Origin of the sequence: Saccharopolyspora sp. CA-218241 (assembly GCF_050954615.1) — a bacterium.
Classification (GTDB): Bacteria; Actinomycetota; Actinomycetes; order Mycobacteriales; family Pseudonocardiaceae; genus Saccharopolyspora; species Saccharopolyspora cebuensis.
Genome location: NZ_CP191860.1, coordinates 3,087,106 through 3,113,335, shown reverse-complemented (window position 1 = coordinate 3,113,335; position 26,230 = coordinate 3,087,106). Strand labels below are relative to the sequence as shown.

The 26,230-nt window shown below is 73.6% G+C and carries 26 protein-coding genes; 7 read left to right on the top strand and 19 right to left on the bottom strand.

What is annotated here, in order from left to right:
• Positions 1 to 48 precede the first annotated feature (48 nt).
• Positions 49 to 1,125 carry a tartrate dehydrogenase gene (locus ACQP0T_RS14840; RefSeq protein WP_433868600.1) on the bottom strand — a complete coding sequence of 359 codons (1,077 nt, stop codon included), beginning with the start codon at positions 1,123 to 1,125 and terminating at the stop codon, positions 49 to 51.
• 95 nt (positions 1,126 to 1,220) lie between these two features.
• Between ACQP0T_RS14840 and ACQP0T_RS14835 the strand changes: the two genes are divergently transcribed.
• Both ACQP0T_RS14835 and ACQP0T_RS14830 read left to right on the top strand, forming a co-directional pair.
• Positions 1,221 to 2,219 (top strand): PHP domain-containing protein, encoded by a 999-nt coding sequence (locus ACQP0T_RS14835; RefSeq protein ID WP_433868599.1) that lies wholly within the window; start codon positions 1,221 to 1,223, stop codon positions 2,217 to 2,219.
• A 177-nt stretch (positions 2,220 to 2,396) separates the two neighbouring features.
• A complete protein-coding gene (locus ACQP0T_RS14830) occupies positions 2,397 to 2,882 on the top strand; it encodes a MarR family winged helix-turn-helix transcriptional regulator (protein WP_433868598.1) in 486 nt (161 codons plus the stop codon).
• Positions 2,883 to 2,894: 12 nt separating this feature from the next.
• Here the strand turns inward: ACQP0T_RS14830 and ACQP0T_RS14825 are convergent, their stop codons facing one another.
• From ACQP0T_RS14825 to ACQP0T_RS14795, 7 genes are all read right to left on the bottom strand, one after another.
• A complete protein-coding gene (locus tag ACQP0T_RS14825) occupies positions 2,895 to 4,772 on the bottom strand; it encodes an ABC transporter ATP-binding protein (RefSeq protein WP_345366025.1) in 1,878 nt (625 codons plus the stop codon).
• 217 nt (positions 4,773 to 4,989) lie between these two features.
• The gene (locus tag ACQP0T_RS14820; RefSeq protein ID WP_433868597.1) at positions 4,990 to 5,193 is read right to left on the bottom strand and encodes a hypothetical protein; all 204 of its coding nucleotides are present in this window, start codon (positions 5,191 to 5,193) and stop codon (positions 4,990 to 4,992) included.
• A gap of 202 nt (positions 5,194 to 5,395) precedes the next feature.
• Positions 5,396 to 6,559: an acyl-CoA dehydrogenase family protein gene (locus ACQP0T_RS14815; RefSeq protein WP_433868596.1), complete on the bottom strand. Its 1,164-nt coding sequence runs from the start codon at positions 6,557 to 6,559 to the stop codon at positions 5,396 to 5,398.
• Positions 6,560 to 6,637: 78 nt separating this feature from the next.
• Positions 6,638 to 7,255, bottom strand: a complete 618-nt coding sequence (locus tag ACQP0T_RS14810; RefSeq protein ID WP_433868595.1) for a LutC/YkgG family protein — start codon at positions 7,253 to 7,255, stop codon at positions 6,638 to 6,640.
• Entirely contained in the window at positions 7,252 to 8,679 is a 1,428-nt protein-coding gene (locus tag ACQP0T_RS14805; protein WP_433873724.1) for a LutB/LldF family L-lactate oxidation iron-sulfur protein, read from the bottom strand. Before ACQP0T_RS14805 ends, ACQP0T_RS14810 begins: the two co-directional genes overlap by 4 nt.
• Positions 8,680 to 8,693: 14 nt before the next feature.
• Positions 8,694 to 9,428 (bottom strand): (Fe-S)-binding protein, encoded by a 735-nt coding sequence (locus tag ACQP0T_RS14800; RefSeq protein ID WP_433868594.1) that lies wholly within the window; start codon positions 9,426 to 9,428, stop codon positions 8,694 to 8,696.
• Positions 9,429 to 9,456: 28 nt separating this feature from the next.
• Positions 9,457 to 11,085, bottom strand: coding sequence for an L-lactate permease (locus ACQP0T_RS14795; protein ID WP_433868593.1), 1,629 nt, complete (start codon positions 11,083 to 11,085; stop codon positions 9,457 to 9,459).
• A gap of 97 nt (positions 11,086 to 11,182) precedes the next feature.
• Here ACQP0T_RS14795 and ACQP0T_RS14790 point away from each other — a divergent pair, with 97 nt between their 5' ends.
• Complete coding sequence (locus ACQP0T_RS14790) at positions 11,183 to 11,938, top strand: FadR/GntR family transcriptional regulator (RefSeq protein ID WP_433868592.1); 756 nt, start codon at positions 11,183 to 11,185, stop codon at positions 11,936 to 11,938.
• Here the strand turns inward: ACQP0T_RS14790 and ACQP0T_RS14785 are convergent.
• From ACQP0T_RS14785 to ACQP0T_RS14745, 9 genes are all read right to left on the bottom strand, one after another.
• Positions 11,927 to 12,739, bottom strand: a complete 813-nt coding sequence (locus ACQP0T_RS14785; protein ID WP_433868591.1) for an IclR family transcriptional regulator — start codon at positions 12,737 to 12,739, stop codon at positions 11,927 to 11,929. The genes ACQP0T_RS14790 and ACQP0T_RS14785 overlap by 12 nt on opposite strands.
• Positions 12,736 to 13,875 (bottom strand): 3-oxoadipate enol-lactonase, encoded by a 1,140-nt coding sequence (gene pcaD / locus ACQP0T_RS14780; RefSeq protein WP_433868590.1) that lies wholly within the window; start codon positions 13,873 to 13,875, stop codon positions 12,736 to 12,738. Before pcaD ends, ACQP0T_RS14785 begins: the two co-directional genes overlap by 4 nt.
• Entirely contained in the window at positions 13,872 to 15,215 is a 1,344-nt protein-coding gene (gene pcaB / locus ACQP0T_RS14775; RefSeq protein ID WP_433868589.1) for a 3-carboxy-cis,cis-muconate cycloisomerase, read from the bottom strand. The genes pcaD and pcaB overlap by 4 nt, the downstream gene beginning before the upstream one ends.
• A gap of 64 nt (positions 15,216 to 15,279) precedes the next feature.
• On the bottom strand, positions 15,280 to 15,852 hold the full coding sequence (gene pcaG / locus ACQP0T_RS14770) for a protocatechuate 3,4-dioxygenase subunit alpha (protein ID WP_433868588.1): 573 nt from the start codon (positions 15,850 to 15,852) through the stop codon (positions 15,280 to 15,282).
• Positions 15,852 to 16,604, bottom strand: coding sequence for a protocatechuate 3,4-dioxygenase subunit beta (gene pcaH, locus ACQP0T_RS14765; RefSeq protein ID WP_433868587.1), 753 nt, complete (start codon positions 16,602 to 16,604; stop codon positions 15,852 to 15,854). The genes pcaG and pcaH overlap by 1 nt, the downstream gene beginning before the upstream one ends.
• A 28-nt stretch (positions 16,605 to 16,632) precedes the next feature.
• Positions 16,633 to 17,811, bottom strand: coding sequence for a thiolase family protein (locus tag ACQP0T_RS14760; protein WP_433868586.1), 1,179 nt, complete (start codon positions 17,809 to 17,811; stop codon positions 16,633 to 16,635).
• Positions 17,808 to 18,575 (bottom strand): CoA-transferase subunit beta, encoded by a 768-nt coding sequence (locus ACQP0T_RS14755; protein WP_433868585.1) that lies wholly within the window; start codon positions 18,573 to 18,575, stop codon positions 17,808 to 17,810. Before ACQP0T_RS14755 ends, ACQP0T_RS14760 begins: the two co-directional genes overlap by 4 nt.
• Positions 18,572 to 19,408 carry a CoA transferase subunit A gene (locus tag ACQP0T_RS14750; RefSeq protein ID WP_433868584.1) on the bottom strand — a complete coding sequence of 279 codons (837 nt, stop codon included), beginning with the start codon at positions 19,406 to 19,408 and terminating at the stop codon, positions 18,572 to 18,574. Before ACQP0T_RS14750 ends, ACQP0T_RS14755 begins: the two co-directional genes overlap by 4 nt.
• 228 nt (positions 19,409 to 19,636) lie before the next feature.
• Complete coding sequence (locus tag ACQP0T_RS14745) at positions 19,637 to 20,122, bottom strand: NUDIX hydrolase (RefSeq protein ID WP_345366053.1); 486 nt, start codon at positions 20,120 to 20,122, stop codon at positions 19,637 to 19,639.
• A 210-nt stretch (positions 20,123 to 20,332) separates the two neighbouring features.
• Between ACQP0T_RS14745 and ACQP0T_RS14740 the strand changes: the two genes are divergently transcribed.
• The 3 genes from ACQP0T_RS14740 (at position 20,333) to ACQP0T_RS14730 (ending at position 23,263) form a co-directional block, all read left to right on the top strand.
• Entirely contained in the window at positions 20,333 to 21,793 is a 1,461-nt protein-coding gene (locus ACQP0T_RS14740; protein ID WP_433868583.1) for an Nramp family divalent metal transporter, read from the top strand.
• 29 nt (positions 21,794 to 21,822) lie between these two features.
• Positions 21,823 to 21,978, top strand: a complete 156-nt coding sequence (locus ACQP0T_RS14735; RefSeq protein ID WP_433868582.1) for a hypothetical protein — start codon at positions 21,823 to 21,825, stop codon at positions 21,976 to 21,978.
• 103 nt (positions 21,979 to 22,081) lie between these two features.
• Positions 22,082 to 23,263 carry an MFS transporter gene (locus tag ACQP0T_RS14730; RefSeq protein ID WP_433868581.1) on the top strand — a complete coding sequence of 394 codons (1,182 nt, stop codon included), beginning with the start codon at positions 22,082 to 22,084 and terminating at the stop codon, positions 23,261 to 23,263.
• Here ACQP0T_RS14730 and ACQP0T_RS14725 read toward each other — a convergent pair.
• On the bottom strand, positions 23,260 to 23,430 hold the full coding sequence (locus ACQP0T_RS14725) for a hypothetical protein (RefSeq protein ID WP_433868580.1): 171 nt from the start codon (positions 23,428 to 23,430) through the stop codon (positions 23,260 to 23,262). The genes ACQP0T_RS14730 and ACQP0T_RS14725 overlap by 4 nt on opposite strands.
• Positions 23,431 to 23,601: 171 nt before the next feature.
• On the opposite strand from ACQP0T_RS14725, the gene ACQP0T_RS14720 reads away from it, so the two are divergent.
• Entirely contained in the window at positions 23,602 to 24,369 is a 768-nt protein-coding gene (locus tag ACQP0T_RS14720) for an IclR family transcriptional regulator (RefSeq protein ID WP_433868579.1), read from the top strand.
• A 221-nt stretch (positions 24,370 to 24,590) separates the two neighbouring features.
• On the opposite strand, the gene ACQP0T_RS14715 is transcribed toward ACQP0T_RS14720, so the two are convergent.
• On the bottom strand, positions 24,591 to 26,066 hold the full coding sequence (locus ACQP0T_RS14715) for an MFS transporter (protein ID WP_433868578.1): 1,476 nt from the start codon (positions 26,064 to 26,066) through the stop codon (positions 24,591 to 24,593).
• Between the last annotated feature and the right edge of the window lie 164 nt (positions 26,067 to 26,230).

The following is a 26,230-nucleotide window of genomic DNA, read 5'->3' as shown; positions in this document are numbered from 1 at the left end:
CGTGTTCCGCAGCGATGCCGCTCGATCGTGGATCACCACCCGTCCGCCTCAGAGCGCGTCGGCGATGGCCTTGCCCAGGTCTTCGGTGCCCGCCTCGCCCCCGAGGTCGGGGGTGCGCGGTGCGGACTCGTCGCCCAGCACCTGCTCGATCGCCCGCACCACGTCGGTCGCGGCCTCCGGCTGGCCGAGGTGGTCGAGCATCATCGCCGCCGACCAGATCTGGCCGACCGGGTTGGCGATCCCGCGCCCGGCGATGTCGGGTGCGGAGCCGTGCACCGGTTCGAAGGTCGACGGGTAGATCCGCTCCGGGTTGATGTTGCCGGACGGCGCGACGCCGATCGTCCCGGTCACGCCCGGGCCGAGGTCGGAGAGGATGTCGCCGAACAGGTTGCTGGCCACCACCACGTCGAAGCGCTCCGGGTTCATCACGAACCGGGCGCAGAGGATGTCGATGTGGTCCTGGTCGACCCGCACGTCGGGGTACTCCGCCGAGATCGCGGCGAACCGCTCGTCCCAGTAGGGCATCGAGTGGAAGATGCCGTTGGACTTCGTCGCCGAGGTGACGTGCGGCTTGTCCAGGTCGCGGGCCAGCTCGAAGGCGTAGCGCATGATCCGGTCGGTGCCCCGGCGGGTGAACGCGGCGGTCTGCAGCACCAGCTCGGTCTCGGTGCCCTCGCCCTGCCTGCCGCCGAGCTGGGAGTACTCGCCCTCGGTGTTCTCCCGGACGACCCAGAAGTCGATGTCGCCGGGCTGCTTGTCCCGCACCGGCGGGGTGACGCCGGGCAGCAGCCGGACCGGGCGCAGGTTGACGTACTGGTCGAACGCCCGCCGGATCGGCAGCAGCAACCCCCACAGCGAGAGGTGGTCGGGCACGCCCGGCCAGCCGACGGCGCCGAGCAGGATGGCGTGGTGGTCGCGGAGCCGGTCCAACCCGTCGTCGGGCATCATCGCCCCCGTGCTCAGGTAGGTCTGGCAGCTCCAGTCGAAGTGCCGGTAGCCGACCTCGAACCCGTACTTGTCGCTGACCACGTCGAGCACCCGCAGCGCCTCGGGCACGACCTCGTTGCCGATGCCGTCACCGGGCAACACGGCGATCTCGTACTGCTGCACACGCACCTCGCTCATTCCTGCGGTTCCGCTTGGCGCCATCCAACCCGTTCGGCGGCCGGGAGCCAAGGGGTGGGCTGGCGCGTGGCGCCGGCAGCGGCTACCAAGGACGGGTGGATGCCGCTGAAGCGCTGCGCGAGATCGCGTTCTGGCTGGAGCGCGCCTCCGCGCCGACCTACCGGGTCCGGGCGTTCCGCCGTGCCGCCGAGGCGGTGCGGGACCGCATCGAGCTCGACGACCTGATCGCCGCCGGCCGGCTGACCTCGGTGCCCGGCATCGGCAAGACCACCGCCGCGATCGCCGCGCAGGCCCGGCGCGGTGAGGTGCCGGACTACCTGCGCGCCCTGCGCGAGGAGGCGGAAGTGCCCGCCGAGGGCGCCGAGCTGCGCGCCCGGTTGCGCGGTGACTGCCACACCCACTCCGACTGGTCCGACGGCGGCTCGCCCATCGAGGAGATGGCGCGCACCGCCGCCGCGCTGGGTCACGAGTGGGTCGTGCTCACCGACCACTCGCCGCGGTTGACGGTGGCCCGCGGCCTCAGCGCCGAACGGCTGCGCGAGCAGCTCGACGTGGTCGCCGCGCTCAACGAGCGGCTGGCGCCGCTGCGCATCCTCACCGGCATCGAGGTCGACATCCTCGACGGCGGGGCGCTGGACCAGGACCCGGACCTGCTCGACGAGCTCGACGTGGTGGTCGCCAGCGTGCACTCCAAGCTGCGGATGGACGCCGCGGACATGACCCGGCGGATGTGCGCGGCGGTGGCCGATCCCCGCGTCGACGTCCTCGGGCACTGCACCGGGCGGATGCTCAGCGGGAACCGGCAGCGCCCGCCCTCCGCGTTCGACGCCGACGCGGTGTTCACCGCCTGCCGGGACCACGGCGTCGCGGTGGAAATCAACTCGCGCCCGGAACGCAGCGACCCGCCGGACGAGCTGATCGGTCGCGCCCTGGAGCTGGGGTGCGAGTTCAGCATCGACAGCGACGCGCACGCCCCGGGCCAGCTCGACTGGCTCGGCCTGGGCTGCGCGCGGGCCCAACGCTGCGGCGTTCCCGCCGAGCGCGTGCTCAACACCCGGTCCCGGGAGGAGCTGCTGCGCCGGACCCGGGGCTGAGGCGTCAGGCCACCTGGAACGAGCGCTTCCCGTTCAGGCGGGCTCGACGGATCGGTCGCGGCGCCGGGGATGACCAACCTCGGCGCGAAGTGCCCGGCGGTCGGTCGCCGAAGGCCGCCGGTTCACCTTTGCAGGTTCAAACAAATCCTACGCCCTCGCCGTCCGTATGCTGGCGATGTGCAGGAACCGCGATGGCTCACCGACGCCGAGCAGCGCGCCTGGCGGAAGTTCGCCGCGCTGATCACCGTGCTGCCCGCCGCCCTGGAGTCCCAGCTCCAGCGGGACGAGGAGCTCACCCACTTCGGCTACTGGGTGCTGGCGATGCTCTCGGAGGCCCCCGGCGAGGAGCTGCGGATGACCGAACTCGCCACCCGCGCCAACGCCTCCCCCTCGCGGGTGTCGCACGTGGTGGCCCGGCTGGAGCAGCGCGGCTGGGTGGTCCGCCACCGCGCGCCCGCCGACGGCCGGGGCAGCGTCGCCGAGCTCACCGGCGCGGGCCGGGACAAGCTCGTCGGCGCCGCGCCCGGGCACGTCGACAACGTCCGCTCGCTGATCTTCGACGGCCTCACCGAGCGCCAGGTCGCGCAGCTCGACGAGCTGTGCGGGGCGATCCTGCACCGCATCGACCCCGAGGGCGAGCTCTGCACCGAACCGCCGGGCTGAGCGGCCCCGGCCCTAGGCCGGCTCCACCGCCTCGTCGCGCTCGGCGAACTGGGTCCGGTGGAGCTCGGCGTAGAGCCCGTCGCGGGCCAGCAGCTCCTCGTGGGTGCCGCGTTCGGCGATCCGGCCCTCCGAGATCACCAGGATCCCGTCGGCCTCGCGGATGGTGGACAAGCGGTGCGCGATCACCAGCGCGGTCCGCCCGGAAAGCGCGGTGCGCAACGCCTGCTGCACCGCGGCCTCCGATTCCGAGTCCAGGTGCGCGGTGGCCTCGTCGAGCACCACGATCGGCGGTGCCTTGAGCAGCAGCCGGGCGATGGCCAGCCGCTGCTTCTCCCCGCCGGAGAGCCGGTAGCCGCGGTCGCCGACGAGCGTGTCCAGCCCTTCGGGCAGCTCGCCGAGGAGGTGGCCGAGCTGGGCGGTGCGCAGCGCGTCCAGCAGTTCGGCGTCGGTGGCCCCGGGGCGGGCGAGCAGCAGGTTGGCCCGGATGGTGTCGTGGAACAGGTGCGATTCCTGGGTGACCACGCCGACGTGCGCGTACAGCGAGTCCAGCCGGGTGTCCCGGACGTCGACCCCGCCGATGCGCACCGCGCCCGCGCTCACCTCGTAGAGCCGCCCGGCGAGCTGGGTGATCGTGGTCTTGCCCGCGCCGGAGTGGCCGACCAGCGCGATGGTCTGCCCGGGTTCGGCGCGGAACGACACCCCGCGCAGCACCTCGTGCGCCGGGGAGGTGTCGGTGCGGGCCACCGATTCCAGCGAGGCCAGCGAGACGTCGGCGGCGGCGGGGTAGCTGAACGAGACGTCGTCGAACTCGACGTCCGAGGCCCCGTCGGGCAGGGCGCGGGCGTCCGGCTTCTCCTGGATCATCGGTCGCAGGTCCAGCACCTCGAAGACCCGGTCGAAGCTCACCAGCGCGGTCATCACGTCGACGTGCACGTTGGACAGCGCGGTCAGCGGCCCGTACAGCCGGGACAGCAGCGTGGCCAGCGCGACCAGGGTCCCCAGCTCGAAGGCGCCCGCGAGCACCAGACCGCCGCCCAGCCCGTAGACCACCGCGGTGGCCAGCGAGGCCAGCAGGGTCAGGGCGACGAAGAACACCGTGCTGTAGACCGCCGAGGTCACCCCCATGTCCCGGACCCGGGCGGCCCGCTCGGAGAACCGGTCGGACTCCTCGTCGGTGCGGCCGTAGAGCTTGGTCAGCATCGCCCCGCCGACCCCGAAGCGCTCGGTCATCAGCGAGCTCATCTCGGCGTCGTAGCGCATCCGCTCGCGGGTGATCCGCTGCAGCCGGCGCCCGATCCAGCGCACCGGCAGCAGGAACAGCGGCAGCAGCGCCAGCGCGATCAGGGTGATCTGCCAGGACAGGGTGAACATGGTGGCCAGCACCAGCACCAGGCTCAGCACGTTGGAGACCACTGAGGACAGCGTGCTGGTCAGGGCCCGCTGCGCCCCGATCACGTCGTTGTTCAACCTGCTGACCAGGGCGCCGGTCTGCGCCCGGACGAAGAACGCCACCGGCATCCGCTGCACGTGGTCGAAGACCTCGCGGCGCAGGTCGTAGATCAAACCCTCGCCGAGCCGGGAGGACAGCCAGCGCTCCAGCATGGTCAGCACCGCCTCGGCGATCGCCACCCCGGCCACCGCCAGCGCCAGCCACACCACCACGGCGAGGTTCCGCGGCACGATGCCGTCGTCGATGATCGCCTTGAACAGCAGCGGGTTGACGATGCCGAGCGCCGCCGAGATCGCCACCAGCACCAGGAACGGCACGATGATCCGCGAGTAGGGCCGCGCGTAGCGGAAGATCCGCCCGGCCAGCCCCGGCGACAGCCGCTGCCGCGTCACGGAGTCGTCGCTGGTGAAGGAGCGCATCGTCTCCCAGCTCGCGTTCATGTCGTTCCCTTCGCGCGCACCGGTCGGTCCGCCCTCGATCCTCGGACGTCCAGCGCGGTGGAGGTCAAGGCCGCCACCGGCAGCAGCACATCTTCCCAGGCGGTGCGCACCGGCGAGCGGGGACGCACGAGCTCGCGCGGCGGTCCGGACGTGCCGAGGTTCCGACCGCGGGCGCAGCGGGCCGCGAGGTCCCACCGCCGCGCGAGCTCGCGGGCGCTCAGGCCTCGACGCCGACGTAGTTGAACTCCCAGGAGCCGTCCCGGCGCGCGCGGTGGCGCTCGTAGACCACGACGGCGCGCACGTGGGGCGATTTCAGCGGCATGGTGATGCGGGGGATCGGTTTGCCGGACGGGTCCGCCGACACCGAGACCTCGTGACCATCTTCCGGTCCGCCGCACAACCGGACCCGGACGTCCTCCACGAGGGACTCCCTTCCTTGATCGTCAACGACAGTACTGCGACCTCGTGGCGAGCGTCGACGTTCCGCGGTTCACTTGATCGGGTAGGGGGTATCCGTTCCGGCCGTCGCCGCGCGTTCGCTGGTGCCGACGGCCGGGCGGCGCTGCGCCGCCCGGCGGCGCGGTGGTGCTGTTCCACTCCGGTGGAAAGCGCACCGCGCCGGTTCACACCATCTCGGTGATCGCCGGGTCGAGGCCGAGCACCGCCCGGCCGTAGATCTCCGCGTTGACCGCCGGGTTGGCCACCGCGTGCCGGGTCGCGGTCTGCACGTCGCGCAGCAACCGGTTCAGCGGATCGCTGTCGGCCAGCGCCCCGGCTCCGTAGGCGTCGACGAGCACGTCCACCGCCTCGCGGCACTCCCGGACGGCGTGCGCGGCGCGCAGCCGCATCCGGGCCCGCCGCAGCCGGTCCGGCAGCACGCCGCGGTCGGCCGCCCCGTCGACCTCGGCGGCCAGCGCGTGGGCGGTCGTCCGCGCCACGTCGGTCTTCGCGGTCGCCTCGGCCAGCGCCAGCTGGACCGCGGTGGAGTCGCTGAGCCGCCGGTAGGTGGTGAACGGCACCGAACGGTGCTCCGCCTGCGCCAGCACGTGCTCCAGCGCGGCCTCCGCCATGCCCAGCACCGGGCCGAGCAGGCAGGTCAGCAGCGTGGGCACCAGGGCGGTCCGCAGCCGGGCCGAGTGCCGGTGCTCGGCCCGGCCGTCGAGCACCGCGCGGGTGCGCAGCAGCCGGTGCTCGGGGATCGCGAGGTCCTCGCCGACGAGCAGTTCGCTGCCGGTGGCGCGCATCCCGAGCGTGTGCCAGGTGTCCCGGACGACCAGCTCCTCGATCGGCACCAGCGCCCACGCCGCTGGCCCGCCCGGCTCGTCCAGCGCCACGCCGAGCATCGCCCAGCGGGAGTGCCTGCACCCGGAGGCGGGGGCCCACCGCCCGGACACCCGCCAGCGGTCGCCCTCGTGCCGCGCGGTCGCCTTCGGCGTCAGCACCTGGCACACCCGGGTGTCCGGGTCGTCGCCGAAGACCTCGCGCTGCGCGGCGTCGGGGTACTGCGCGGTCAACCAGTCCCCGCAGCCGAGGATCATCACCGCCCAGGCGGCGGAGGGGTCGCCCTTGGCGAGCTCGGCGGTGGCGTCGACGATCACCGCCAGCTCGTGCTCGGCGCCGCCGAAGGCGCGGGGCACCATCATCCGGAAGAACCCGGCGGACTCCAGCGCCGCGACCACCGGTTCGGCCAGCCGGCGCTCCCGCTCGCCCCGGTCGCGGTGCTCGGCGAGGAGCTCGCGCAACGCCCCCGCGCGCTCGACCGGGCCCGGCCCGTCTTCGTCCGGCATGAACACCCTCCCGTCGCCCGGTCCCAGTGTGCCGGTCGGTCCGGTGCCGGGGCGGGACGGGCCGGGCCGGGCCCGGCCTCAGGGCAGGACGAGCACCCGCAGCGTCCGCGGACCGTGCACGCCTTCCACCCGCTTGAGCTCGATGTCGCTGGTGGCCGACGGACCGCTGATGAAGGTCAGCGGGCGGGCCGGGTCGAGGCGGTGCAGCGCGGCCGGGACGTCGTCGACGATCTGCGATTCCCGGAGCACGCACACGTGCACGTCCGGCACCAGCGTGACCGCCCGGCGGCCCTGCCCGGGTCCGTGGTCGAGCACGATGGTGCCCGTCGACGCGATGCCCACCACAGCCGTGGTGACCACCGCGTCGACCCGGTCGAGTTCCGCCGCGCTCAGCCCGTCACCATCGCTGACCAGCTCGAACGATCCCGCGGGCGGATACCACGCCTGGGGTAGTCCGCTGGGGGTGAGCACCCGCTCGGCCCCGCCCAAGGCGGTGGTGATGCGTCCGGGCAGGTCCTCCGGCCCGATCCGCTCGATCTCGGCCCGGTAGTCGGCGACCCGTTCGCAGAACAGCGCCACCGGGTCCGCGACGTCCCGCGACGTCGCGTAGTCCCGGGGGATGTCCGCCCGGGGCATGCGCTCGGTGCCCGCCAGCGCCTCCCGCACCCGTCGCAGGACCGCTTCGCGCGCGTTCACGACTTCTCCTCCCGGGTTCGGGTCCACCAGGACCGGAAGCTCTCCGCCGCGGGCGCCGGCGCGTCCCGGGCGTCGGTCCAGCGGGACAGCGGGGCCGGCAACCGGCCGATCCGCCCGCGCCGCCACAGCAGCCGCCGCCCCCAGGACGCCACCCGTTGCGCGGCGGCCAGCCTGCGGGCGTCGCCGAGCACCCAGGACGCCGCGGCCAGCGCGGCGGCCACCGGCCACGACCGGGGGCCGCGCTGCTCGTCCACGACCCGGGTGCGCAGGTGCACCAGCAGGCTCGGGATGTCGATCGCCACCGGGCACACGTCGTAGCAGGCGCCGCACAACGACGAGGCGTAGGGCAGCGACTTGTCGATTTCGGAGGCGGTGCCCCGCAGCTGCGGGGTGAGCACCGCGCCGATCGGTCCGGGGTAGACCGAGCCGTAGGCATGCCCGCCGGTGCGCTCGTAGACCGGGCAGACGTTGAGGCAGGCCGAGCAGCGGATGCACCGCAGCGCCTGGCGCCCGACCTCGTCGGCCAGCGCGTCGGTGCGGCCGTTGTCCAGCAGCACCACGTGGAACTCCTGCGGGCCGTCGCCCGCGGCCACCCCGGTCCAGGTGGAGGTGTAGGGGTTCATCCGCTCGCCGGTGCTGGAGCGCGGCAGCGACTGCAGGAACACCTCCATGTCCTGCCAGGTCGGGACCAGCTTCTCGATGCCCACCACGCTGATCAGCGTGTCCGGGAGGGTCAGGCACATCCGCCCGTTGCCCTCGGATTCCAGCACCACCAGGGTGCCGGAGTCGGCCACCGCGAAGTTCGCCCCGGAGACCGCCACCTTCGCGCGCAGGAACTTTTCCCGCAGGTGCTGCCGCGCCGCCTCGGCCAGCCGCACCGGGTCGTCGGTCAGGTCCTCCGGAGCGGGCGCGCCCGCCGCGCCCATCTCGCGCCGGAAGATCTCCCGGATCTCGGCCCGGTTGCGGTGGATGGCGGGCACCAGGATGTGGCTCGGGGCGTCGTGGCCGAGCTGCACGATGAGCTCGGCGAGATCGGTCTCCCAGGCGTCGATCCCGGCCGCGGCCAGCGCCTCGTTGAGCTCGATCTCCTGGGTGGCCATCGACTTGACCTTGACCACCTCCCGCTCGCCGGTGGCCCGGACCAGGTCGGTCACGATCCGGTTCGCCTCCGCCGCGTCGCGGGCCCAGTGCACGGTGCCACCGGCCTCGGTCACCGCGGTCTCGAAGCGCTCCAGGTAGGTGTCCAGGTGGGACAGGGTGTGCGCCTTGATCGCCGCGCCCGCCGCGCGCAGCCGGTCCCAGTCGTCCAGCTCGCCGACCACCTCGGCCCGCTTGGCGCGGATCGTCCCGGTGGCCCCGGCGAGGTTGTGCCGGAGCTGGGAGTCGGCCAGCGCGTCCTTGGCCGCGGTGGGGAACGCGGGCATCCCCAGGTGGGTGGTCACGGGAGGTCTCCTTCCGTCGCGGCGAGGATCTCGGCCAGGTGCAGCACCCGCACGCCGGAGCGCTGGCGGGACAGCAGCCCGCCGATGTGCATCAGGCACGAGCTGTCCCCGGCGCAGAGCACCTCGGCCCCGGTCTCGGCGGCGTGGCGCGCCTTGTCCGCGCCCATCGCCACCGACACGTCGGGGTTCTTCAGCGCGAAGGTGCCGCCGAACCCGCAGCACTCGTCGGCGTGCGGGAGCTCGGCGAGGTCCAGCGAGCGCACCGCCCGCAGCAGCCGCAGCGGTCGGTCGCCGACCCGCAGCAGCCGGCTGGAGTGGCAGGTGGGGTGGTAGGTCACCCGGTGCGGGAAGTAGGCGCCGACGTCGGTCACCCCGAGCACGTCGACGAGGAACTCCGAGAGCTCGTAGGTGCGCGGCGAGGTCCGCTCGACCGCCCGGGACAGCCGCCGGTCGCCCGCCGCGACCAGCGCGTGCTGGTGGCGGACCGAGCCGGCGCAGGAACCCGACGGGGCCACGATCGCGTCGTAGTCGGCGAACGCCTCGACGTAGCTGCGCACCGAGGACTTCGCCTGCCACCGGTAGCCGGTGTTGGTGTGCATCTGGCCGCAGCAGGTCTGGGCCATCGGGAACTCCACCTCGACCCCGAGCCGCCCCAGCAGCCGCGCGGTCGCCTTCGGCGCCTCCGGGAACAGGGTGTCCCCGAGGCAGGTCGCGAACAACGCCACCCTCATGCGCCACCACCTCCTTCGGTTCCGATCATCATGGGAGCATCCAGGACAGGACGGTGGACTGCAGGTAGACCAGCACGCACAGGACCAGGAGCAGGCCGATGCTCCACTTGAGCACCGCGCGCAGGATCGTGGACTCAGCCCCGGCCATGCCGACCGCGGTGGCCACGATGGCGAGGTTCTGCGGGCTGATCATCTTGCCGACCACGCCGCCGGCGGTGTTCGCGGCGACCAGCAGCGCCGGGTCGACGCCGACCCGTTCCGCCGCCACCTGCTGCAAGCTCGCGAACAGCGCGTTCGCGCTGGTGTCCGAGCCGGTGACCGCGACGCCGACCCAGCCGAGCACCGGGGAGAAGAACGCGAACGCGGAGCCGATCCCGGCGATGGCGGTGCCGATCGTGGTGGTCTGGCCGGACTGGTTCATCACGTACGCCAGGGCGAGGACGCTGACGATGGTCAGCCCCGACCACCGCATCGACACCACGGTGCCGCCGAGCTCGGCCAGCGCTGTCCGCAGCGGGAGCCGGTACACCAGGGCCACGCCGAAACCGCACAGCAGCAGCAGGCTCCCTGGCGACGACAACCAGCTCAGGGTGAACACCGCGGTGTCCGACGGCTCGCCGGAGGCCGACAGCAGCGCCTCGTGCAGACCGGGCCACGGGATCTCGACGTCGGTCGCGGCCAGCGCGTCCTCCACCGGCCCCCACAGCTTGGCCACCGAGAACACCGCGATCACCAGCAGGTACGGGAACAGCGCGAGCAGGACCTGGCCGGCGCCCAGCCGCTGATCGGGGGCCGGGGACTCCGCGTCCTCGCCGGCCAGCCGGGACCGGGCCTCGTCGCTGTCCGCGGGCTGCCAGAAGCGCAGCAGGGCGAGCAGCGCCACCGCGCCGGCCAGCGCCGAGACGATGTCGGTCAGCGGTACCGAGATGTAGTTGGCGCACACGAACTGCGCGAGGGCGAACGCCGCACCGGTGGCCAGCGCCGCGGGCCACGTCCGGCGCACCCCGCGCCGCCCGTCCACGACGAACACCAGCAGGAACGGGACGACCAGCGCCAGCAACGGGGTCTGGCGGCCGACCACGGCGCCGATGTGCTCGAAGGGGATCCCGGTGAGCTCGCCCGCGGTGATGATCGGCGTGCTCAGGGCGCCGAAGGCGACTGGTGCGGTGTTGGCCAGCAGCACCGCGATCGCCGCGCGCAGCGGCGGGAAGCCGATCGCGACGAGCATCATCCCGGTGATCGCGACGGGGGCGCCGAACCCGGCGAGGGCTTCCAGCAGGCCGCCGAAGCAGAAGGCGATCACCACGGCCTGGATCCGCGGGTCCGGGGACAGCAGCGAGAAGGTCGCGCGCAGGTCCTCGAAGTGACCGCTGCGCACGGTCAGCTGGTAGAGCCAGATCGCGGTGATGACGATCCACAGGATCGGCAGCACGCCGAACGCGGCGCCTTGGGCCGCCGACATCAGGGCCATGCCGGTGGGCATGCCGTAGCCGAGCACGGCGATCAGCAGTGCCGCGGCGAGCCCGGACAGGCCGGCCCAGTGCGCCTTGACGCGCAGGCCACCGAGCAGGATAAACACGACGAGCAGGGGAACCGCGGCCAGCAGCGCGGACAGGCCGAGGCTGTCCGCCACCGGAGCGGTGACCGGTTGGTACACGAGTGCGACACCTCTCTGTGTCGTTGACCTTTGTATGGTCAGACCAAGAGCTGGAGGTACCGTAGAGATCGCTCGTGGGGCTTGTAAAGGGGGATGGGTGACCGGTTCGGAGATCGACGAGCGCGGCGGTTGGCGGCCGGTCGCCCGGGCACGCACCTACGAGCTGGTCATCGACCGCATCGAGGAGCAGATCGTCGGCGGTCAGCTCGGGGTCGGGGACCGGCTGCCACCTGAGCGGGAGCTGGCCCAGATGCTCGGCGTGAGCCGCGCGGCGGTCCGGGAGGCGTTCCGCGCGCTGGAAGCCCAGGGCGTGCTGCGCATGGCCGTCGGCACCGGCCCGGATTCCGGGACGACGGTCGCCGCGCTCACCAGCCAGGCGCTGACCCGGCTGCTGCGGCTGCACGTGGGGCTGGCCAACTTCCCGCTGCGGGACGTGGTGGAGGCCCGCGTGGCGCTGGAGCGCGCCAGCGCCCGCAGCGCCGCGCGGGGGGCCTCCGCCGAGGACCTGGCCGAGCTGGACGCGATGCTCGCCGAGATGGACGATCCCGGGCTGGACCGGGACCGGTTCAACGAGCTGGACACCGCCTTCCACGTCGCCCTCGCCGAAGCGGGCGGCAACCGGCTGGTCGCCGACATGACCACGGCGATCCGGGAATCGCTGCGCCGCCCGCTGCGGCAGGCCTTCCACGACCTCGGCGACGCGTGGGAGGTCATCGCCACCGGCCTGCGCGAGGACCACCGGCGGATCGTGGCCGCGCTGCGCGAGGGTGACGCCGATCTGGCCGGACAGCGGGTCGAGGACCACATCCGGGGCTTCTACGCGAAGATCCCCGGCATCGGCTCAGCGGGGTAGGGCGCCGCTGCGCGGGTTCGGCGCCACCCGCAGGTCCGCCTCGATCCGCCGCGCGGTGTCCAGCAGCGGCGGCAGCAGGCGCTCCCGCGCTTCGTCCGGCGTGGTCCGGCTGGCGTGGGAGGAGATGTTGACCGCCGCCACGACCCGGTCCGAGCGGTCCCGCACCGGTGCGGCGATCGACCGGAGCCCGGCCTCCAGCTCCTGGTCCACCAGCGCCCAGCCCTGCTCCCGGATCCGGTCCAGCTCCGCGCGCAGCGCCGCCTCGGCGGTGATGGTGTTCGGTCCCAGCGGCGCCAGGTCGGAACCGGCCAGGCGCTCGTCGAGCTCGTCGGCGGGCAGCTGGGCCAGCAGCGTCCGCCCCATCGAGGTGGCGTAGGCCGGGAACCGGGTGCCGATGTTGATCGAGACCGTCATGATCCGCGAGGTCGGCACGCGGGCCACGTAGACGATGTCGGTCCCGTCGAGCACCGACACCGACGCCGACTCGTGCACCTCGGCGACCAGCGCCTCCAGGTGCGGCTGGGCGATCTCGGGCAACGACACGCTGGACAGGTAGGCGAATCCGAGCTCCAGCACCCGAGGGGTCAGCGCGAAGACCCGCCCGTCGGTCCACACGTAGCCGAGGTGGACCAGGGTGTGCAGGAAGCGGCGGGCCGCCGCGCGGGAGAGCTCGGTGGCGCGGGCGACCTCCGCCAGCGTCATCTCCGGGTGCGCCTCGTCGAACGCGCGGATCACCGCCAGCCCGCGGGCCAGCGACTGCACGTGGCCGGACGTGGCTTCCCCGGCGTCGTCGGCGTTCACTCGGCCTCGTCGAGGATCGCGGCGGCCCGCGCGAAGGCGGTGTTGGCGCGCGGCACCCCGGCGTAGATCGCGACGTGCATCAGGACCTCGCGGATCTCCTCGGGGGTGACGCCGTTGCGCCTGGCCGCCCGCACGTGCATGGCGAACTCGTCCTCGCAGCCCAGCGCGGCGAGGATCGCCAGCGTCAGCATGCTGCGGGTGGTGCGCGGCACGCCGTCGCCGTGCCACACCTCGCCCCACGCGTAGCGGGTGATGAAGTCCTGGAAACCCTCTGTGAACGGGGTGATCCGGGAGTTCGCCCGGTCGACGTGCTCGTCGGAGAGCACGGCGCGGCGCACCCGCATCCCCGCCTCGCGTCGGCTCCGGTCGTCCGCGGGCGGCGCGGCGGAGAAGTGGTCGAGCAGCAGGCGGTTCACGGTCCCCGGCTGCTCGGCGTTGGCCAGGTGCGCGGCGGGGGAGAGCACCTCGACGCGCGCGCCGTCGATCCCGGCGGCGATCCGCTCGGCGTGCGACGGCGGGGTGGCCGGGTCCTCGGCCCCGGCGACGACCAGGGTCGGCGCCTGGATCGACCCGAGCCCGTCGAGCAGGTCCATGTCCGCGATCGCCTCGCAGCACGCGGCGTAGCCCTCGTCGTCGGCGGCGGCGAGCATCCCGCCGAACTTCGCCACCACGTCCTCGCGGTCGGCCATCGCCGGGGTGAACCACTTGGGCAGCGAGGGCTGCACCATCGCGCGGGTGCCGTCGGCGCGGACCGCGGCGGCGCGCTCCCGCCACATCGAGGCGGGGCCCAGCGCGGCGGAGGTGCAGATCAGCACGAGCCGGTCGATCCGCTCCGGCGCGTGCTCGGCCAGCCACATGCCGGTCATGCCGCCCAGCGACACCCCGGCGAAGTGCGCGCGGGCGATGCCGAGCTCGTCGAGCAGCGCCAGCACGTCCCCGCCGAGATCGGCCAGCGAGTACGGCCCCGGACCGCCGGGCGTGCCGCCGTGGCCGCGCTGGTCGTAGCGCAGCACCCGGAACTCCCGGGACAGCGCGGGGACCTGCTCGTCCCACAGGGTCAGGTCCGTGCCGAGCGAGTTGGACAGCACGACGACGGGGGCGTCCTGCGGTCCGGTCAGCTCGTAGTTCAGGTTCACCGGTTCTCCCGTTCGGTGTGCGCGGTCAGTGCTCGGTCGATGAAGGCGGCGGCCGAACCGAGGTGGTCGGCGGGTTCGGTGGCGGCGCGGACCTCGTCCGCGGACAGCACCGCGCGGACCCGCTGGTCTTCCAGCAGCTCGGCGCGCAGCGAAGTGCCCCGCGCGACCGCGCGGCGGCACACCTCGCTGACGAGGTCCTGCGCCTCGGTGCGGCCGAGCGCCGCCAGCAGCGGGCCGGTGGCCGCCTCGGCCATCACCAGTCCGCGGGTCAGGTCCAGGTTGGCGGCCATCCGGTCCGGGTGGACCCGCAGCCCGGCCAGCAGCTCCCCGGTGCGCGCGGTGGCGGTCGCCGCCAGCCGGAGCAGCTCGGTCAGCGGTTCCCACTCCGCCTGCCAGCCGCCCGCGGCGCGCTCGTACTCCTGGGGCATCGCCGCGAGCAGGGTGGCCGCCAGCTGCGGGATGCGGCGGGTGGTGGCGGTGACCAGCACCGCTCCGACCGGGTTGCGCTTGTGCGGCATGGCCGAGGAACCGCCCGCCTTGCCGTCGGTGAGCTCGCCGACCTCGGTCTGGGCGTGCAGCGCGACGTCCTGGGCGATCTTGCCCAGCGCGCCGCCCAAGGCGCCCAGCGCCCCGGCGAGCTCGGCGATGCGGGTGCGGTCGGTGTGCCACGGCACCACCGGCTCGGCCAGCCCGAGCCGTTCGGCGAGCCGCGCGGCCACCTCGACGCCGGAGCCGCCCAGCGACGACAGGGTGCCCGCCGGTCCGCCGAGCTGCACCGCGAGCCGTTCGTCGCGGACCCGCACCAGCGCGGCGGCGGCCTCGTCCAGCGCGGTCAGCCAGGTCGCGCAGCGCAGCCCGAACGTCGTGGGCAGCGCCTGCTGGAGCAGCGAGCGGCCGATCATCGTGGTGCCGCGGTGCTCCCGGGCCAGCCGGGCGCACTCGTCGGCCGCCGCGCGCAGGTCCGCCAGGAGCGGGTCCAGGAGCCGGCGGGCGAGCAGCATCGCGGCGGTGTCCACCACGTCCTGGCTGGTCGCGCCCCGGTGCACGTGCGCGCGGGCGGCCGGGTCGACGAGTTCGCCGAGGTCGCGCACCAGCGCGATCACCGGGGTCGCCGAGTCCGCCGCGCGGGTGGCGAGGGAGGGGACGTCGAACAGCTCGGCGCGGCACCGGGCGGCGATGGCCCTCGCCGCCTCCTCCGGGACGAGCCCGGCGTCGGCCTGGGCGGCGGCCAGGGCCGCCTCGAAGTCCAGCATCGCCTGCACCCAGGCGGTGCCGCTGGTGCGCCGCCGGGCCTCGTCGGTGCCGAACACGGCCCCGAACAGGTCGTCCTCGTCCTGCACTGCATCCCCCCGATCGTCGTCGCGCGGCGGGTGCGACCTCCTCGGCCGCGCCCGGCGCGGCGGTCTACACCGCGAAGAAGACGGTCTCGTCCTCGCCCTGCAACCGGATGTCGAAGTGGTAGTCGGCTCCGCTCGCGGCGGCGATCAAGGTACCGCGCCGCCGCTCGTCCACCGCGGAAAGGACCGGGTCGGCGGCGTTGGCCGGCTCCTCGTCCGGGAAGTAGATCCGGGTGACCGCCCGGTTGAGCATCCCGCGCGCCAGCACCGTGACGTCGAGGTGCGGGGCCTCGACGGCGCCATCCGGAGCGGGCAGCGGGCCGGGCTTGACGGTGCGGAACCAGAAGCGCCCGTCGGTGTCGGTGGCGCAGCGGCCGAAGCCCTGCCAGCCCGAGGGCTCCGGCCTCGGGTCGGCGGGGTGGTCGAACCGGCCCCGCGCGTCGGCCTGCCAGATCTCGATCACGCCGTCCGGCACCGGCTGGCCCGCGCCGTCGGTGAGCCGCCCGCGGACGATGACCGCCGCCGGGTCGCCCTCGCGGACCAGCTCGGGACCGTCCGGCCAGACGATGCCGCCGGGCAGGGCGTAGAACGGGCCGACCGTCTGCGACGGCGTGGTGGCCGGGGGAGTCTGCGCAGCCATCAGTCGTCGTCCTCCTCGTCCTCGAACACCGCGGCCTGCTCGCCGCGCAGCACGATGTCGAACTTGTAGCTCAGCGCCCACTCCGGCACCGTGCTGTCCAGGTCGAACCGGGAGATCATCCGCTCCCGCGCCTTCGGGTCGCGCACCGAGTTGAAGATCGGGTCCTGGCTGAACAGCGGGTCGCCCGGGAAGTACATCTGGGTGATCAACCGCTGGGTGAACGCCTGCCCGAACAACGAGAAGTGGATGTGCGCCGGGCGCCAGGCGTTGTCGTGGTTGCGCCACGGGTAGGCGCCGGGCTTGATGGTGATGAACCGGTAGTTGCCCTCGGAGTCGGTCGTGCAGCGCCCGGTCCCGGAGAAGTTCGGGTCCAGCGGCGCCGGGTGCCGGTCGCCCTGGTGCAGGTACCGCCCGGCCGCGTTGGCCTGCCAGATCTCCACCAGCGCGTTCGGCACCGGCTTGCCGCCGGAGTCCAGCACCCGGCCGCTGACGATGATCCGCTCGCCGAGCGGTTCGCCGTTGCGGGCGTGCTGGAGGGTGAGGTCGTGGTCGAGCTCGCCGACGCGGTCCTGGCCCAGCAGCGGTCCGGTCACCTCGGTGAGGTGGTGCGGGAGGTACTGCAGCGGCTGCTTCGGGTGGCGCAGGGCGGAGGAGCCGTACTCGGGCGTGTCCAGCGCGGGGTGGGAGTCGTCGTCCCGCACGTAGGTGGGCAGGACCAGCCCGGCGGGAGTCCTGGTCTCGTTGGTGGTCATCGCAGCTCCAGTGTGTGCGTTCGGCGGGTCAGGCCTCGAGGACGACGGCCAGCCCCTGACCGACACCGATGCAGATGGTGGCCAGGCCCCAGCCGCCGCCCGCCCGGCGCAGCTGGTGCGCCAGGCTGCCGAGGACGCGGGCCCCGGAGGCGCCCAGCGGGTGCCCGATGGCGATGGCCCCGCCCTGGACGTTGACGAGTTCCGGATCCAGCTCCGGCCACTCCGCGAAGCATGCCAGCGATTGTGCCGCGAACGCCTCGTTGAGCTCCACGGCGGCCAGGTCGCCCCAGCCGATCCCGGCGCGCCGCAACGCGATCTCGGCCGCCCGCACCGGGCCGATGCCGAAGACGTCGGGGTCCACGCCCGCCGCGCCTCGGCCGGCGATCCGGGCCAGCGGCTCGGCGCCGATCCGGTCGGCGGCGCGTTCGCTGCCGATGAGCAGCGCGGCCGCGCCGTCGTTGAGCGGCGAGGAATTGCCCGCGGTGACCGTGCCGTCGGCGCGGAAGACCGGCTTGAGCCCGCCCAGCGACTCCGCCGAGCTGTTCGCCCGGACGCTCTCGTCGCGGGTCACGTCGGTGCCGGGTACCGCGACGACCTCCCGGTCGAACAGCCCGGCGTCCCAGGCCGCGGCGGCGCGCTGGTGGCTGCGCAGCGCGAAGGCGTCCTGGGCTTCGCGGTCGATCCGGTAGCGGTCGGCGAGCACTTCGGCGCTCTCGCCCAGCGCGATGGTCCAGCGCTCGGGCATCTCCGGGTTGACCATCCGCCAGCCGAGGGTGGTGGAGTGCAGCGTTCCGTGCCCGCGGGGGTAGGCGCCCTCGGGCTTGGGCAGCACCCACGGCGCCCGGCTCATCGACTCGACGCCGCCCGCGACGACCAGCTCGGCGTCGCCGACCTGCACGGTGCGGCTGGCGTCGATCGCGGCCTCCATGCCGGAGCCGCAGAGCCGGTTCACCGTCGCGCCGGGCACGCTGGTCGGCAGCCCGGCCAGCAGCACGGCCATCCGCGCCACGTTGCGGTTGTCCTCGCCGGCGCCGTTGGCGTCGCCGAACCGGACGTCCTCGATGGTGGCCGGGTCGAGCCGGTCGTGCCTGCCGGTCAGGGCGCGCAGCACGTGGGCGGCCAGGTCGTCGGGGCGCACCCCGGCCAGGCCCTTGCCGTAACGGCCGAACGGGGTCCGCACCGCGTCCAGGACGTAGGAGTCGTTCACCGTGCCTCGCTCGTGGTCGCCTGCAACGCACGCAGGGTGGTCAGTTCGGTGTCGGTCGGTGGGGCGACCGCGTCGAGTTCGCCGGCTACGCGCAGCGGCCAGCCGACCGCCTCGCGGGCCTGCTCGACGGTGGCGCCGGGGGTCAGCGCGGTCAGCGTGAGCTCGCGGGTGCCGGGGTCCGGTTCCAGCACGCCGAGATCGGTGATGACCTTGACCGGCCCCCGTCCCCGCAGCCCCAGCGCCGCGCGGTCGTCGGGCCCGCTGCCGTAGCCCACCGAGGTCACGAAGTCGAGCTTCTCGACGAAGCTGCGCCGGCTCAGCCGCATCACGATGAGCACCTCCCGGCAGGAGGCCGCGATCTCCGGCGCACCCCCGGCCCCGGGCAGCCGCACCTTCGGGTCGGCGTAGTCGCCGCCGATCACGGTGGTGTTGATGTTGCCGAAGCGGTCGACCTGGGCGCCGCCGAGGAAGCCGATGTCGATGCGGCCGGGCTGCAACCAGTAGTTGAAGATCTCCGGGACGCTGACCACCGAGTCGGCGGTGTCGGCGAGCACGCCGTCCCCGATGGACAGCGGCAGCCGGTCCGGCTTGGCGCCGAGGGTGCCCGACTCGTAGACCAGCACCAGGCCGGGGGCGTGGGTGCGCCGGGCCAGGTTCGCCGCCGTGCTGGGCAGACCGATGCCGACGAAGCACGCCGCGCCGTCGCGCAGCGAGCGCGAGGCGGCCACCGTCATCATCTCGTCCGCGCTGAACTCGGTGCTCATCGCGCGCTCCCCTCCGGCCGGGCGGCGGTGCCGGGCAGCACCTCGGTGGCCAGCCACTCCTCGAACTTCTCCCGGTCCCGGCTGATCGGGTCCCAGCGCCGGTAGTAGCCGTTGTCCCGCTCCGAGTAGCCCTGCGCGTAGGACGGGTGCGCCCCGCCGGGCACCTCGGCGACGGCGGTGACCGCCCACGCGGGCAGCACCACCGAGCCGGGCCGCGGGACCAGCTCGTCGACGATCTCCTCGACGGTGACCAGGGAGCGGGCGGAGGCCAGCACGGTCTCCTTCTGCACGCCGGTGATGCCCCAGAGCTGCACGTTGCCCGCGCGGTCGGCCTGCTGGGCGTGGATGATCCCGACGTCGGGGTTGATCGCCGGTACGGCCGCCAGCTCCTCGCCGGTGAAGGGGCAGGTGACCGTCTTGATCGTGGCGGTGTTGGCCGGCAGGTCGGTCCCGGCGTAGCCGCGCAGCACCGCGAACGGCAGGGCGGAGGCGCCCGCCGCGTAGCGGTTGGCCATGCCCGCGTGGCTGTGCTCCTCGATCTCCAGCGGGACCGGCCAGGAGTTCTGGATGGCGTCGCGGAACCGGTGCAGCGAGCCGACGCCCGGGTTCCCGCCCCAGGAGAAGATCAGCTTCCGCGCGCACCCGGCACCGATGAGCTGGTCGTAGACGATGTCCGGCGTCATCCGGACCAGGGTCAGGTCCTTCTTGCCCTGCCGGATGATCTCCTGCCCCGCCGTCACCGGGATCAGGTGGGTGAAGCCCTCCAACGCCACCACGTCGCCGTCCTGGACGAGCTCCGCGATGGCTTCGGCGAGCTGCAGGATGCGTGCCACCCCGACCAACTCCACTCTGTACGCATTGTGAACATCTGTTCTTGATGCGAACGATAGGGCGCACACGAACGAAGGTCAAGGGAGGAATGTGCCGTCGTCCCTGGTCGCAGGGCTGTCGCGGCGCACGTTCGCGCCGGTCGCGGAGGCTGAACCGATTCGCCCGGCGAGCGGGCTCCGCACGGGGTCCGCAACGGCGACCACCCGCCGCGCGCGGCGGGACCGGGAAGCTCAGAGTTCGCCGTTGTCCGGCAGGGCGTCGTGGGGCAGGCCGAGCACGTCGATCGCCGCCGCGGCGGCCGCGTCGGCCTGGAGGTAGCCGGTCTCGCCCCACGCCAGCAGGTCGCCCGCCTTGCCGGGGTGGACCAGAAGCCGCCGGTAGGTGCGCCCGCTGTCCGGGTCGGGCGCGGCCGGGTGCACGCCGATGATCACGGCGGCCATCCGGACCTGCGCGTACGGCGAGATGCCGTCGTCGACGAGCTGGTAGCCGAGGTAGTGCGGGAAGGCGATGTCGAGGGTGACCTCCTCCATCGTCTCCCGCCGCAGGATGTCGGCGTAGCGCCATTCGCCGGGCTCCGGTCGGCCGCCGGGCAGCGAGTGCTTGGTGCGATCCAGGCGGATCAGCAGCCGCCCGTCCGGGACGAAGAGGAAGCCGTAGACCTGCCGCACCGGGAGCGGTCCGGGCACGGCCTCGGTGTGCCAGGAGAACCTGGGCATCGGGGCTCCCTTCCCTCGGCGCGTGGACGATCACCCTAACCGAGGTGGACCCCTCGTCCGCCGCGCCGCGCCGGGCCGCTCCGGCCCGCTGACACGAGAAAGAATTGTGGCCTGCTTCACAGATCACCGGCCGGTTGCTATACCGATCTGCACCGGCCGTGCCGGGCCTGCGGGACCGGGCGTGCGGCCGCCCCTGGCGAGGAGGCACCGATGCCCGCTCCAGCCGATCGCGAAGCACCCCGTGCCGGGGCCGTGGCCCCCGAACTGCCCAGCACCTTCCTGCCCGCCGCCACCTACCGCTCGCTGCCCGAACCCCGCGGCTTCCGCACGATCTTCGGCGCGAGCATCATCCTGACGGCCACCGCGATCGGCTCCGGCGAATTCGTGCTGTGGCCGTACCTGACCTCCCAGGTCGGTCTCGTCCTGATGTGGACGGCGGTGCTCGGCTTCTTCATCCAGTACGTGCTCAACATGGAGATCGAGCGCTACACCCTGGCCACCGGCGAGACGGCGGTCAGCGGCTTCACCCGGATCTGGGCGCCGCTGGGCGTGATCATCACGGTGCTGGCGGTGGTGCCGAGCCTGTGGCCGGGCTGGGCCACCGGCGCGGCGACCACCTTGACCTACGTGGTCGGCGGGGGAGACCCGGTGCTCATCGCGATCGTCGGCATGGTCGCCATCGGCTCGGCGCTGACCCTGTCCAAGCTGGTCTACCGCACCGTCGAGCAGGTGGAGCTGGTGCTGGTCGGCGGGATCGCGGTCTTCCTGGTGGTGGCCGCGTTCGTCGGCACCACCGGCGCGGACTGGCTGGCCTTCGGCGCCAGCTTCCGGCACGTCGGGACCCTGCCGCCGATCGAGGAGGTGGGCGGGGTCGCCGCGCTGCTCGGCGCGATCGCCTTCGCCGGGGCCGGGGGCGGCAACAACCTGGTGCAGAGCAACTGGGTGCGGGACAAGGGGATGGGGATGGGCGCGTTCCTGCCCCGGGTGGTCTCGCCGTTCACCGGCAAGGAGGAGGCCGCCGCGGCCACCGGCCACATGTTCCTCGACGACGAGGACAACCGCCGCCGCTGGAAGGGCTGGTGGCGGGTGGCCAACGTCGAGCAGTTCTTCACCTTCTTCGTGCTCGGCTGCGGCACCCTCATCATCATGTCCGTGCTCGCCTACGCCACGGTCTACGGGATGTCCTTGCCCGCCGGGGAATTCGACTTCATCCGGGCCCAGGGCGAGGTCTTCGGCGAGCGCTTCGGCGCCTGGTTCCGCACCGCCTTCTGGATCGCCGGGACGATCGCGCTGTTCTCCACCCAGCTCGGCACGATGGACTGGGTCAGCCGGATGGCCGCCGACACGCTGAAGGTCTCCTTCTTCCGCGGCAGCACCAAGGTCACCGAGAGCCGGATCTACTTCGCGATGGTCTGGCTGCTCATCGCGGCGGGCTCGACGATCCTGCTCGTCGGGTTCCAGGAACCGCTGGTGCTCATCCTCATCTCGTCGTCGGCGGGCGGCGTGGTCATGTTCCTGTACTCGATGATGCTGATCTACACCAACCGGCGGTTCCTGCCGCGCTCGATCCGGCTCGGCGGCTGGCGGTTGCCGATGATGTTGTTCGCCGTCGTGTTCTACGGCTACTTCTCGATCGCGCTGCTGGTCGAGCAGTTCGGCAAGGTGTTCTGAGCGGGGGTGGTGGCGGGCCCGGGACCGAGGTGAACTGGTCGCGGCTGACCGCGAGGGTCCGCCGCCGGGTCTGGTCGGCGTGCTCCTTCGAGTTCCCGTACCGCTGCTGCGGTTCGACTTGCACCTGCGCCAGCCCGGATCTGCGGCTGCTGGCGGCCGTGCTCGCCGGGCTCCGCCGCTGGTGACCGGCGCCGCCCGGCCGTCCGCGCGGTTCGGCGAGCCAGGTGGGCGACTCCGCGGCGGTTCCCCTTTAGGGTGATCGAGTCCGGTCGCCCAGGAAGGGACAGCATGTCCGAGACCACCGTCGTGGCGCCGGTGCGCGCCCGGGGCGCCGTGTCCGCGCTGTTCCTGCTCAACGGGGCGACCTTCGCCAGCATGGTGCCGCGTTACCCGGAGGTCAAAGCCGGGCTGGAGCTGTCCGGCACGGCCTTCGGCGCCGCCGTCGCGGCGGCCCCGGTGGGGTCCATCCTGGCCGGGCTGGTGACCGGTGCGCTGCTGCGGCGCTGGCGATCCGGCCAGCTCGCGGTCTGGGGTTCAGCCCTGCTCGCCGCCGACGTCGTGCTGGTCGGCGTGGCCGGGCAGTGGTGGGCGCTGGCGGGCGTGCTGCTGCTGTGCGGGATGCTGGACGCGGTCGTCGACGTGTCGATGAACGCGCACGGGCTGCGGGTGCAGCGTCGCTACGGCCGTTCGATCGTCAACTCCTTCCACGCGCTGTGGAGCATCGGGGCCATCGTCGGCGGGCTGCTCGGGTCGCTGGCCGCCGGGCTCGCGGTGCCGGTGGCGGTGCACCTGGCGATCACCGGCGCGGCGACCGCGGGCGCCGCCCTGGTCGCGCGGCGGTTCCTGCTGCCCGGGCCCGATGACGCCGAACGGGAGGAGTCGGCCCGCCCGGCGGGCCGCCGCCTGCTGCCCGGTCCCGCCGCGCTGCGCCCGCTGGTGCTGCTCGGCCTGCTGTGCGCGTCGGCCGCGCTGATCGAGGACACCGCGGCGTCCTGGGGCGCGGTGTACCTGCGCGGGGACCTCGGCGCCGCCCCCGCGCTGGCCGGCCTGGTGTTCGTCGCGCTGCAGTCCACGCAGGCGGTGGGGCGGTTGTTCGGCGACCGGCTGGTGAACCGGTTCGGCGCCCGCGCGGTGGCGCGGTCCGGAGCGGTGCTGGTGGTGGTCGGCGTGGGCGGTGCGCTGCTGTGGCCGTCGGTGCCGGGCACGGTGCTGGGCTTCGCGCTGGCCGGGTTCGGCGTGGCCACCGTGATCCCGGCCGGGTTCAACGCCGCCGACGACGTGCCGGGGCTGTCGGCCGGGGTGGGGCTCACGGCGGTCGGCTGGGTCTACCGCGTCGGCCTGCTGGCCGGGCCGCCGGTGGTCGGAGTGCTGGCCGATGCGGCGGGCCTGCGGTTCGGGCTGCTCGTGGTGCCCGCGGTCGCGGTGCTGATGCTGCTGCTCGCCGGACGGCTGCCCGCCCGGCGCACTTAGCCCAGCAGCTTGGTCAGGAAGGAGCCGACCCGGCTCACCCGGCGGACCCGGACGTGCTGCCCGGCAACGCCGTGGATCTCCCAGAGCTGCCCGCAGTCGTCGCACCGCCACATGCCGATCCGCGAGCTGTCGGGCTCGCACGGGTGGCCTCGGCGTCCTCGTCTCATCCGCCCTCCCTCGGCTCGGTGCCGCTGCCGATCAGATCACGCCCCGCCGGTGCTGGACAGCCGCCGACGGGGGCGTGATCGGGTGAACCGGTCACCTGCGGCGCCGACCGGGTTCCGCGCCGACCGGTACCGCTACTGTCCGGGGGCGAAGCGGGGAGGATGGATTCCAGCATGAAGAACAAACCGCCGTACGCGCTGGCCTCCGTGGACAACGCGCTGCTGCTGTTGCAGATGTTGCGCGACCAGGGCGCGTTGCGGGTCAGCGAGGCGGCCGAGGAGCTCGGCATCGCCCGCTCCACCGCGCACCGGCTGCTGGCCATGCTGGTGTACCGCGACTTCGCCCTCCAGGACGACCGGCGCACCTACGTGCCCGGTCCCGCGCTCGGCGCCGATCAGGTGCTGGGGCCCGCGAACCAGCGGTTGCGCAAGGCGCTGCACCCGCACCTGGAGGCGTTGTGCGAGCGGGCCCGGGAGACCGCCAACCTGATGGTGCGGGTGGGCACCCAGACCCGGTTCCTGGCCAGCGCGGAATCCGACCAGGTGCTGCACGTGGGGGACCGGCGCGGCACGATCCTGCCCGCCCACCGCTCCTCCGGCGGCAAGGCGATGCTCGCCGAGCTCGACCGGGACCGGCTGGAACAGCTCTACCAGCCCGGGACGCCCGAATCGGTGCTGCCCGACCGGGAGTGGAAGGCGCTGCTGCGCGAGCTCGCCGCCGCCCGCGAGCAGGGCTACGCGCTCAACCGGGAGCAGACCGAGGCCGGGGTGTCGGCGGTGGGCATGGCCCTGCACGACGGTTCCGGGCAGGTGGTCGGCGCGCTGTCGGTGTCGGCCCCGACGGCGCGGTTGGGCACCGACCGGATCCCCGCCGTGGTGCGGGAGGCGCGGACCGCGGTGGTCCGGGCCGAGCAGGACCTCCGGTCGCTGCCCGAGTGGTGAGGTCCTGCCCAGCAGAACGGAACAGGCCCGCAGCGGGCTCGCCGCGTCCGCGGAGCGGAGGAACCCGGCGGGCCCCGCGCCACCGAGCGCAGCGGTCCGCTGTGGACCTCCACGGACGTCCTCCGGCCACAAGGGACCCGAAGCGCGCAGCGGTGGCGGACGCACCCGAGCACCACTCGTCCCGCTGATCGTCGTCCAGGCGAGGGGGTCGGCGCCCCTGGTCAGGTCGGCCGGGGGCGTCGGCGGTCCAGCAGGTGCGGGTCGCCGCAGCCGTGGTTGAGGGCAGGCAGCGCGGTGGGTTCGGCGCGGGCCGACTCGCGCACGGTGAGGAAGGCCAGCACCCCGCCCGCCGCGCACACGCCGGCCGAGATGAGCATCGCCCGGGCGAACCCGGCGCCCAGCGCCGCGCCCGCCTCGGTGCCCGACAGCCCGGCCAGCAGCGGCAGCACGGCGATGGCGATCAGCCCGGCCATCCGGGACAGCGCGTTGTTGACCCCGGAGGCGACCCCGGCGTGGTGCTCGTCGACGGCGCCGAGCACCGCGGCGGTCAGCGGCGCCACCGTGATCGACAGGCCCAGCCCGAACACGACCACGCCCGGCAGGACTCCGCCGAGGTAGGTGCTGCCCGGGACCGCCCGGGTCAGCAGGGCCAGCCCCGCGCCGCACACGATCGGGCCGACCGTCATCGGCGCCCGCGCGCCGATCCGCTGCGCCAGCGCGCCGATCCGCCCGGACAGCAGCAGCATCATCGCGGTGATGGGCAGCGTCGCCACCCCCGCCTCCAGCGCGCTGTAGCCGAGGGATTGCTGGAGCTGCAGGGTGAGCAGGAACAGCGCGCCGCCCAGCGCGGAGTACACGGTGAGCGTGGTCAGGTTCGCGCCGGTGAACTGCGCGGAGCGGAACAGCACCAGCGGCAGCAGCGGTGCCCGGACCCGGCTCTCCACCACCGGGAACGCCACCAGCCCGCCGAGCCCGACGACGAGCGCCATGGTGGTGATCGCGGTCCAGCCCGAGGACGGGAGCTCGATGAGCGCGTACACCGAACCCGCCAGTCCCGCCGTGATCGCGGCGGCGCCGAGCAGGTCGGGCGCCCCGCCGAGGTCGGGGTTGCGGGTCTCGGTCACCCGGCGGAGGGCGAGCAGCGCGGCGAGGGCGATGGGCAGGTTGATGAAGAACACCCAGCGCCAGGACACCGCATCGACCAGCCAGCCGCCGAGGAACGGTCCGATCGCGGTGGCCACCCCGGTCATCCCCGCCCACCGGCCGATGGCCTGGCCCCGGTCGTCGTGCCGGATCGTGGAGTTGATCAAGGCGAGGCTCCCGGGCACCAGCAGCGCCCCGCCGACGCCCTGCACGAGCCGCGCGACGATCAGCGCCTCCGCGGTGGGGGCCAGGCCGCAGCCCAGGGACGCGGCGGTGAAGACGATCAACCCGAGGGTGAACACCCGCCGCCGCCCGTACCGGTCGCCGAGCGCGCCGCCGAGCAGCAGCAGCGCGCTGAGGGTCAGCAGGTAGGCGTCGAGGACCCACTGCAGCACTGACAGGTCGCCGCCCACGTCGCGGCCGATGGCGGGCAGCGCCACGTTGACCACCGAGCCGTCCAGGAACGCGACGCCGGAGCCGAGGATCGCCGCAGTCAGCAACCAGGTCGCGGCCCGCGAGCGCAGCGGGGTGCCGCCTGGCCGTTCGGTCGCCATCGGCCGAGGGTAGGGGCCCGCGGCAGCACCGGCCCGACGTTCGGAATACCGGACGGCGTTCGATATTGCTAACCTGGAGCCGTCGCCGCGGGGCGAGCCCGCTACCATGTCCGGACGCCGCTCGCCCGGCGGCGGTGGCTGACGACTGGAGAGGGGCGCTGGCG

What these genes read in the sequence shown, in the direction of transcription:
- ACQP0T_RS14725 (WP_433868580.1), bottom strand. Translation starts at nt 23,430, where the DNA reads ATGAGACGAGGACGCCGAGGCCACCCGTGCGAGCCCGACAGCTCGCGG.
- ACQP0T_RS14805 (WP_433873724.1), bottom strand. Translation starts at nt 8,679, where the DNA reads ATGCCCGCGTTCCCCACCGCGGCCAAGGACGCGCTGGCCGACTCCCAG.
- ACQP0T_RS14825 (WP_345366025.1), bottom strand. Translation starts at nt 4,772, where the DNA reads ATGAACGCGAGCTGGGAGACGATGCGCTCCTTCACCAGCGACGACTCC.
- ACQP0T_RS14730 (WP_433868581.1), top strand. Translation starts at nt 22,082, where the DNA reads ATGTCCGAGACCACCGTCGTGGCGCCGGTGCGCGCCCGGGGCGCCGTG.
- pcaH (WP_433868587.1), bottom strand. Translation starts at nt 16,604, where the DNA reads ATGACCACCAACGAGACCAGGACTCCCGCCGGGCTGGTCCTGCCCACC.
- ACQP0T_RS14745 (WP_345366053.1), bottom strand. Translation starts at nt 20,122, where the DNA reads ATGCCCAGGTTCTCCTGGCACACCGAGGCCGTGCCCGGACCGCTCCCG.
- pcaG (WP_433868588.1), bottom strand. Translation starts at nt 15,852, where the DNA reads ATGGCTGCGCAGACTCCCCCGGCCACCACGCCGTCGCAGACGGTCGGC.
- ACQP0T_RS14840 (WP_433868600.1), bottom strand. Translation starts at nt 1,125, where the DNA reads ATGAGCGAGGTGCGTGTGCAGCAGTACGAGATCGCCGTGTTGCCCGGT.
- ACQP0T_RS14715 (WP_433868578.1), bottom strand. Translation starts at nt 26,066, where the DNA reads ATGGCGACCGAACGGCCAGGCGGCACCCCGCTGCGCTCGCGGGCCGCG.
- ACQP0T_RS14740 (WP_433868583.1), top strand. Translation starts at nt 20,333, where the DNA reads ATGCCCGCTCCAGCCGATCGCGAAGCACCCCGTGCCGGGGCCGTGGCC.
- ACQP0T_RS14755 (WP_433868585.1), bottom strand. Translation starts at nt 18,575, where the DNA reads ATGAGCACCGAGTTCAGCGCGGACGAGATGATGACGGTGGCCGCCTCG.
- ACQP0T_RS14800 (WP_433868594.1), bottom strand. Translation starts at nt 9,428, where the DNA reads ATGAGGGTGGCGTTGTTCGCGACCTGCCTCGGGGACACCCTGTTCCCG.
- ACQP0T_RS14815 (WP_433868596.1), bottom strand. Translation starts at nt 6,559, where the DNA reads ATGCCGGACGAAGACGGGCCGGGCCCGGTCGAGCGCGCGGGGGCGTTG.
- ACQP0T_RS14720 (WP_433868579.1), top strand. Translation starts at nt 23,602, where the DNA reads ATGAAGAACAAACCGCCGTACGCGCTGGCCTCCGTGGACAACGCGCTG.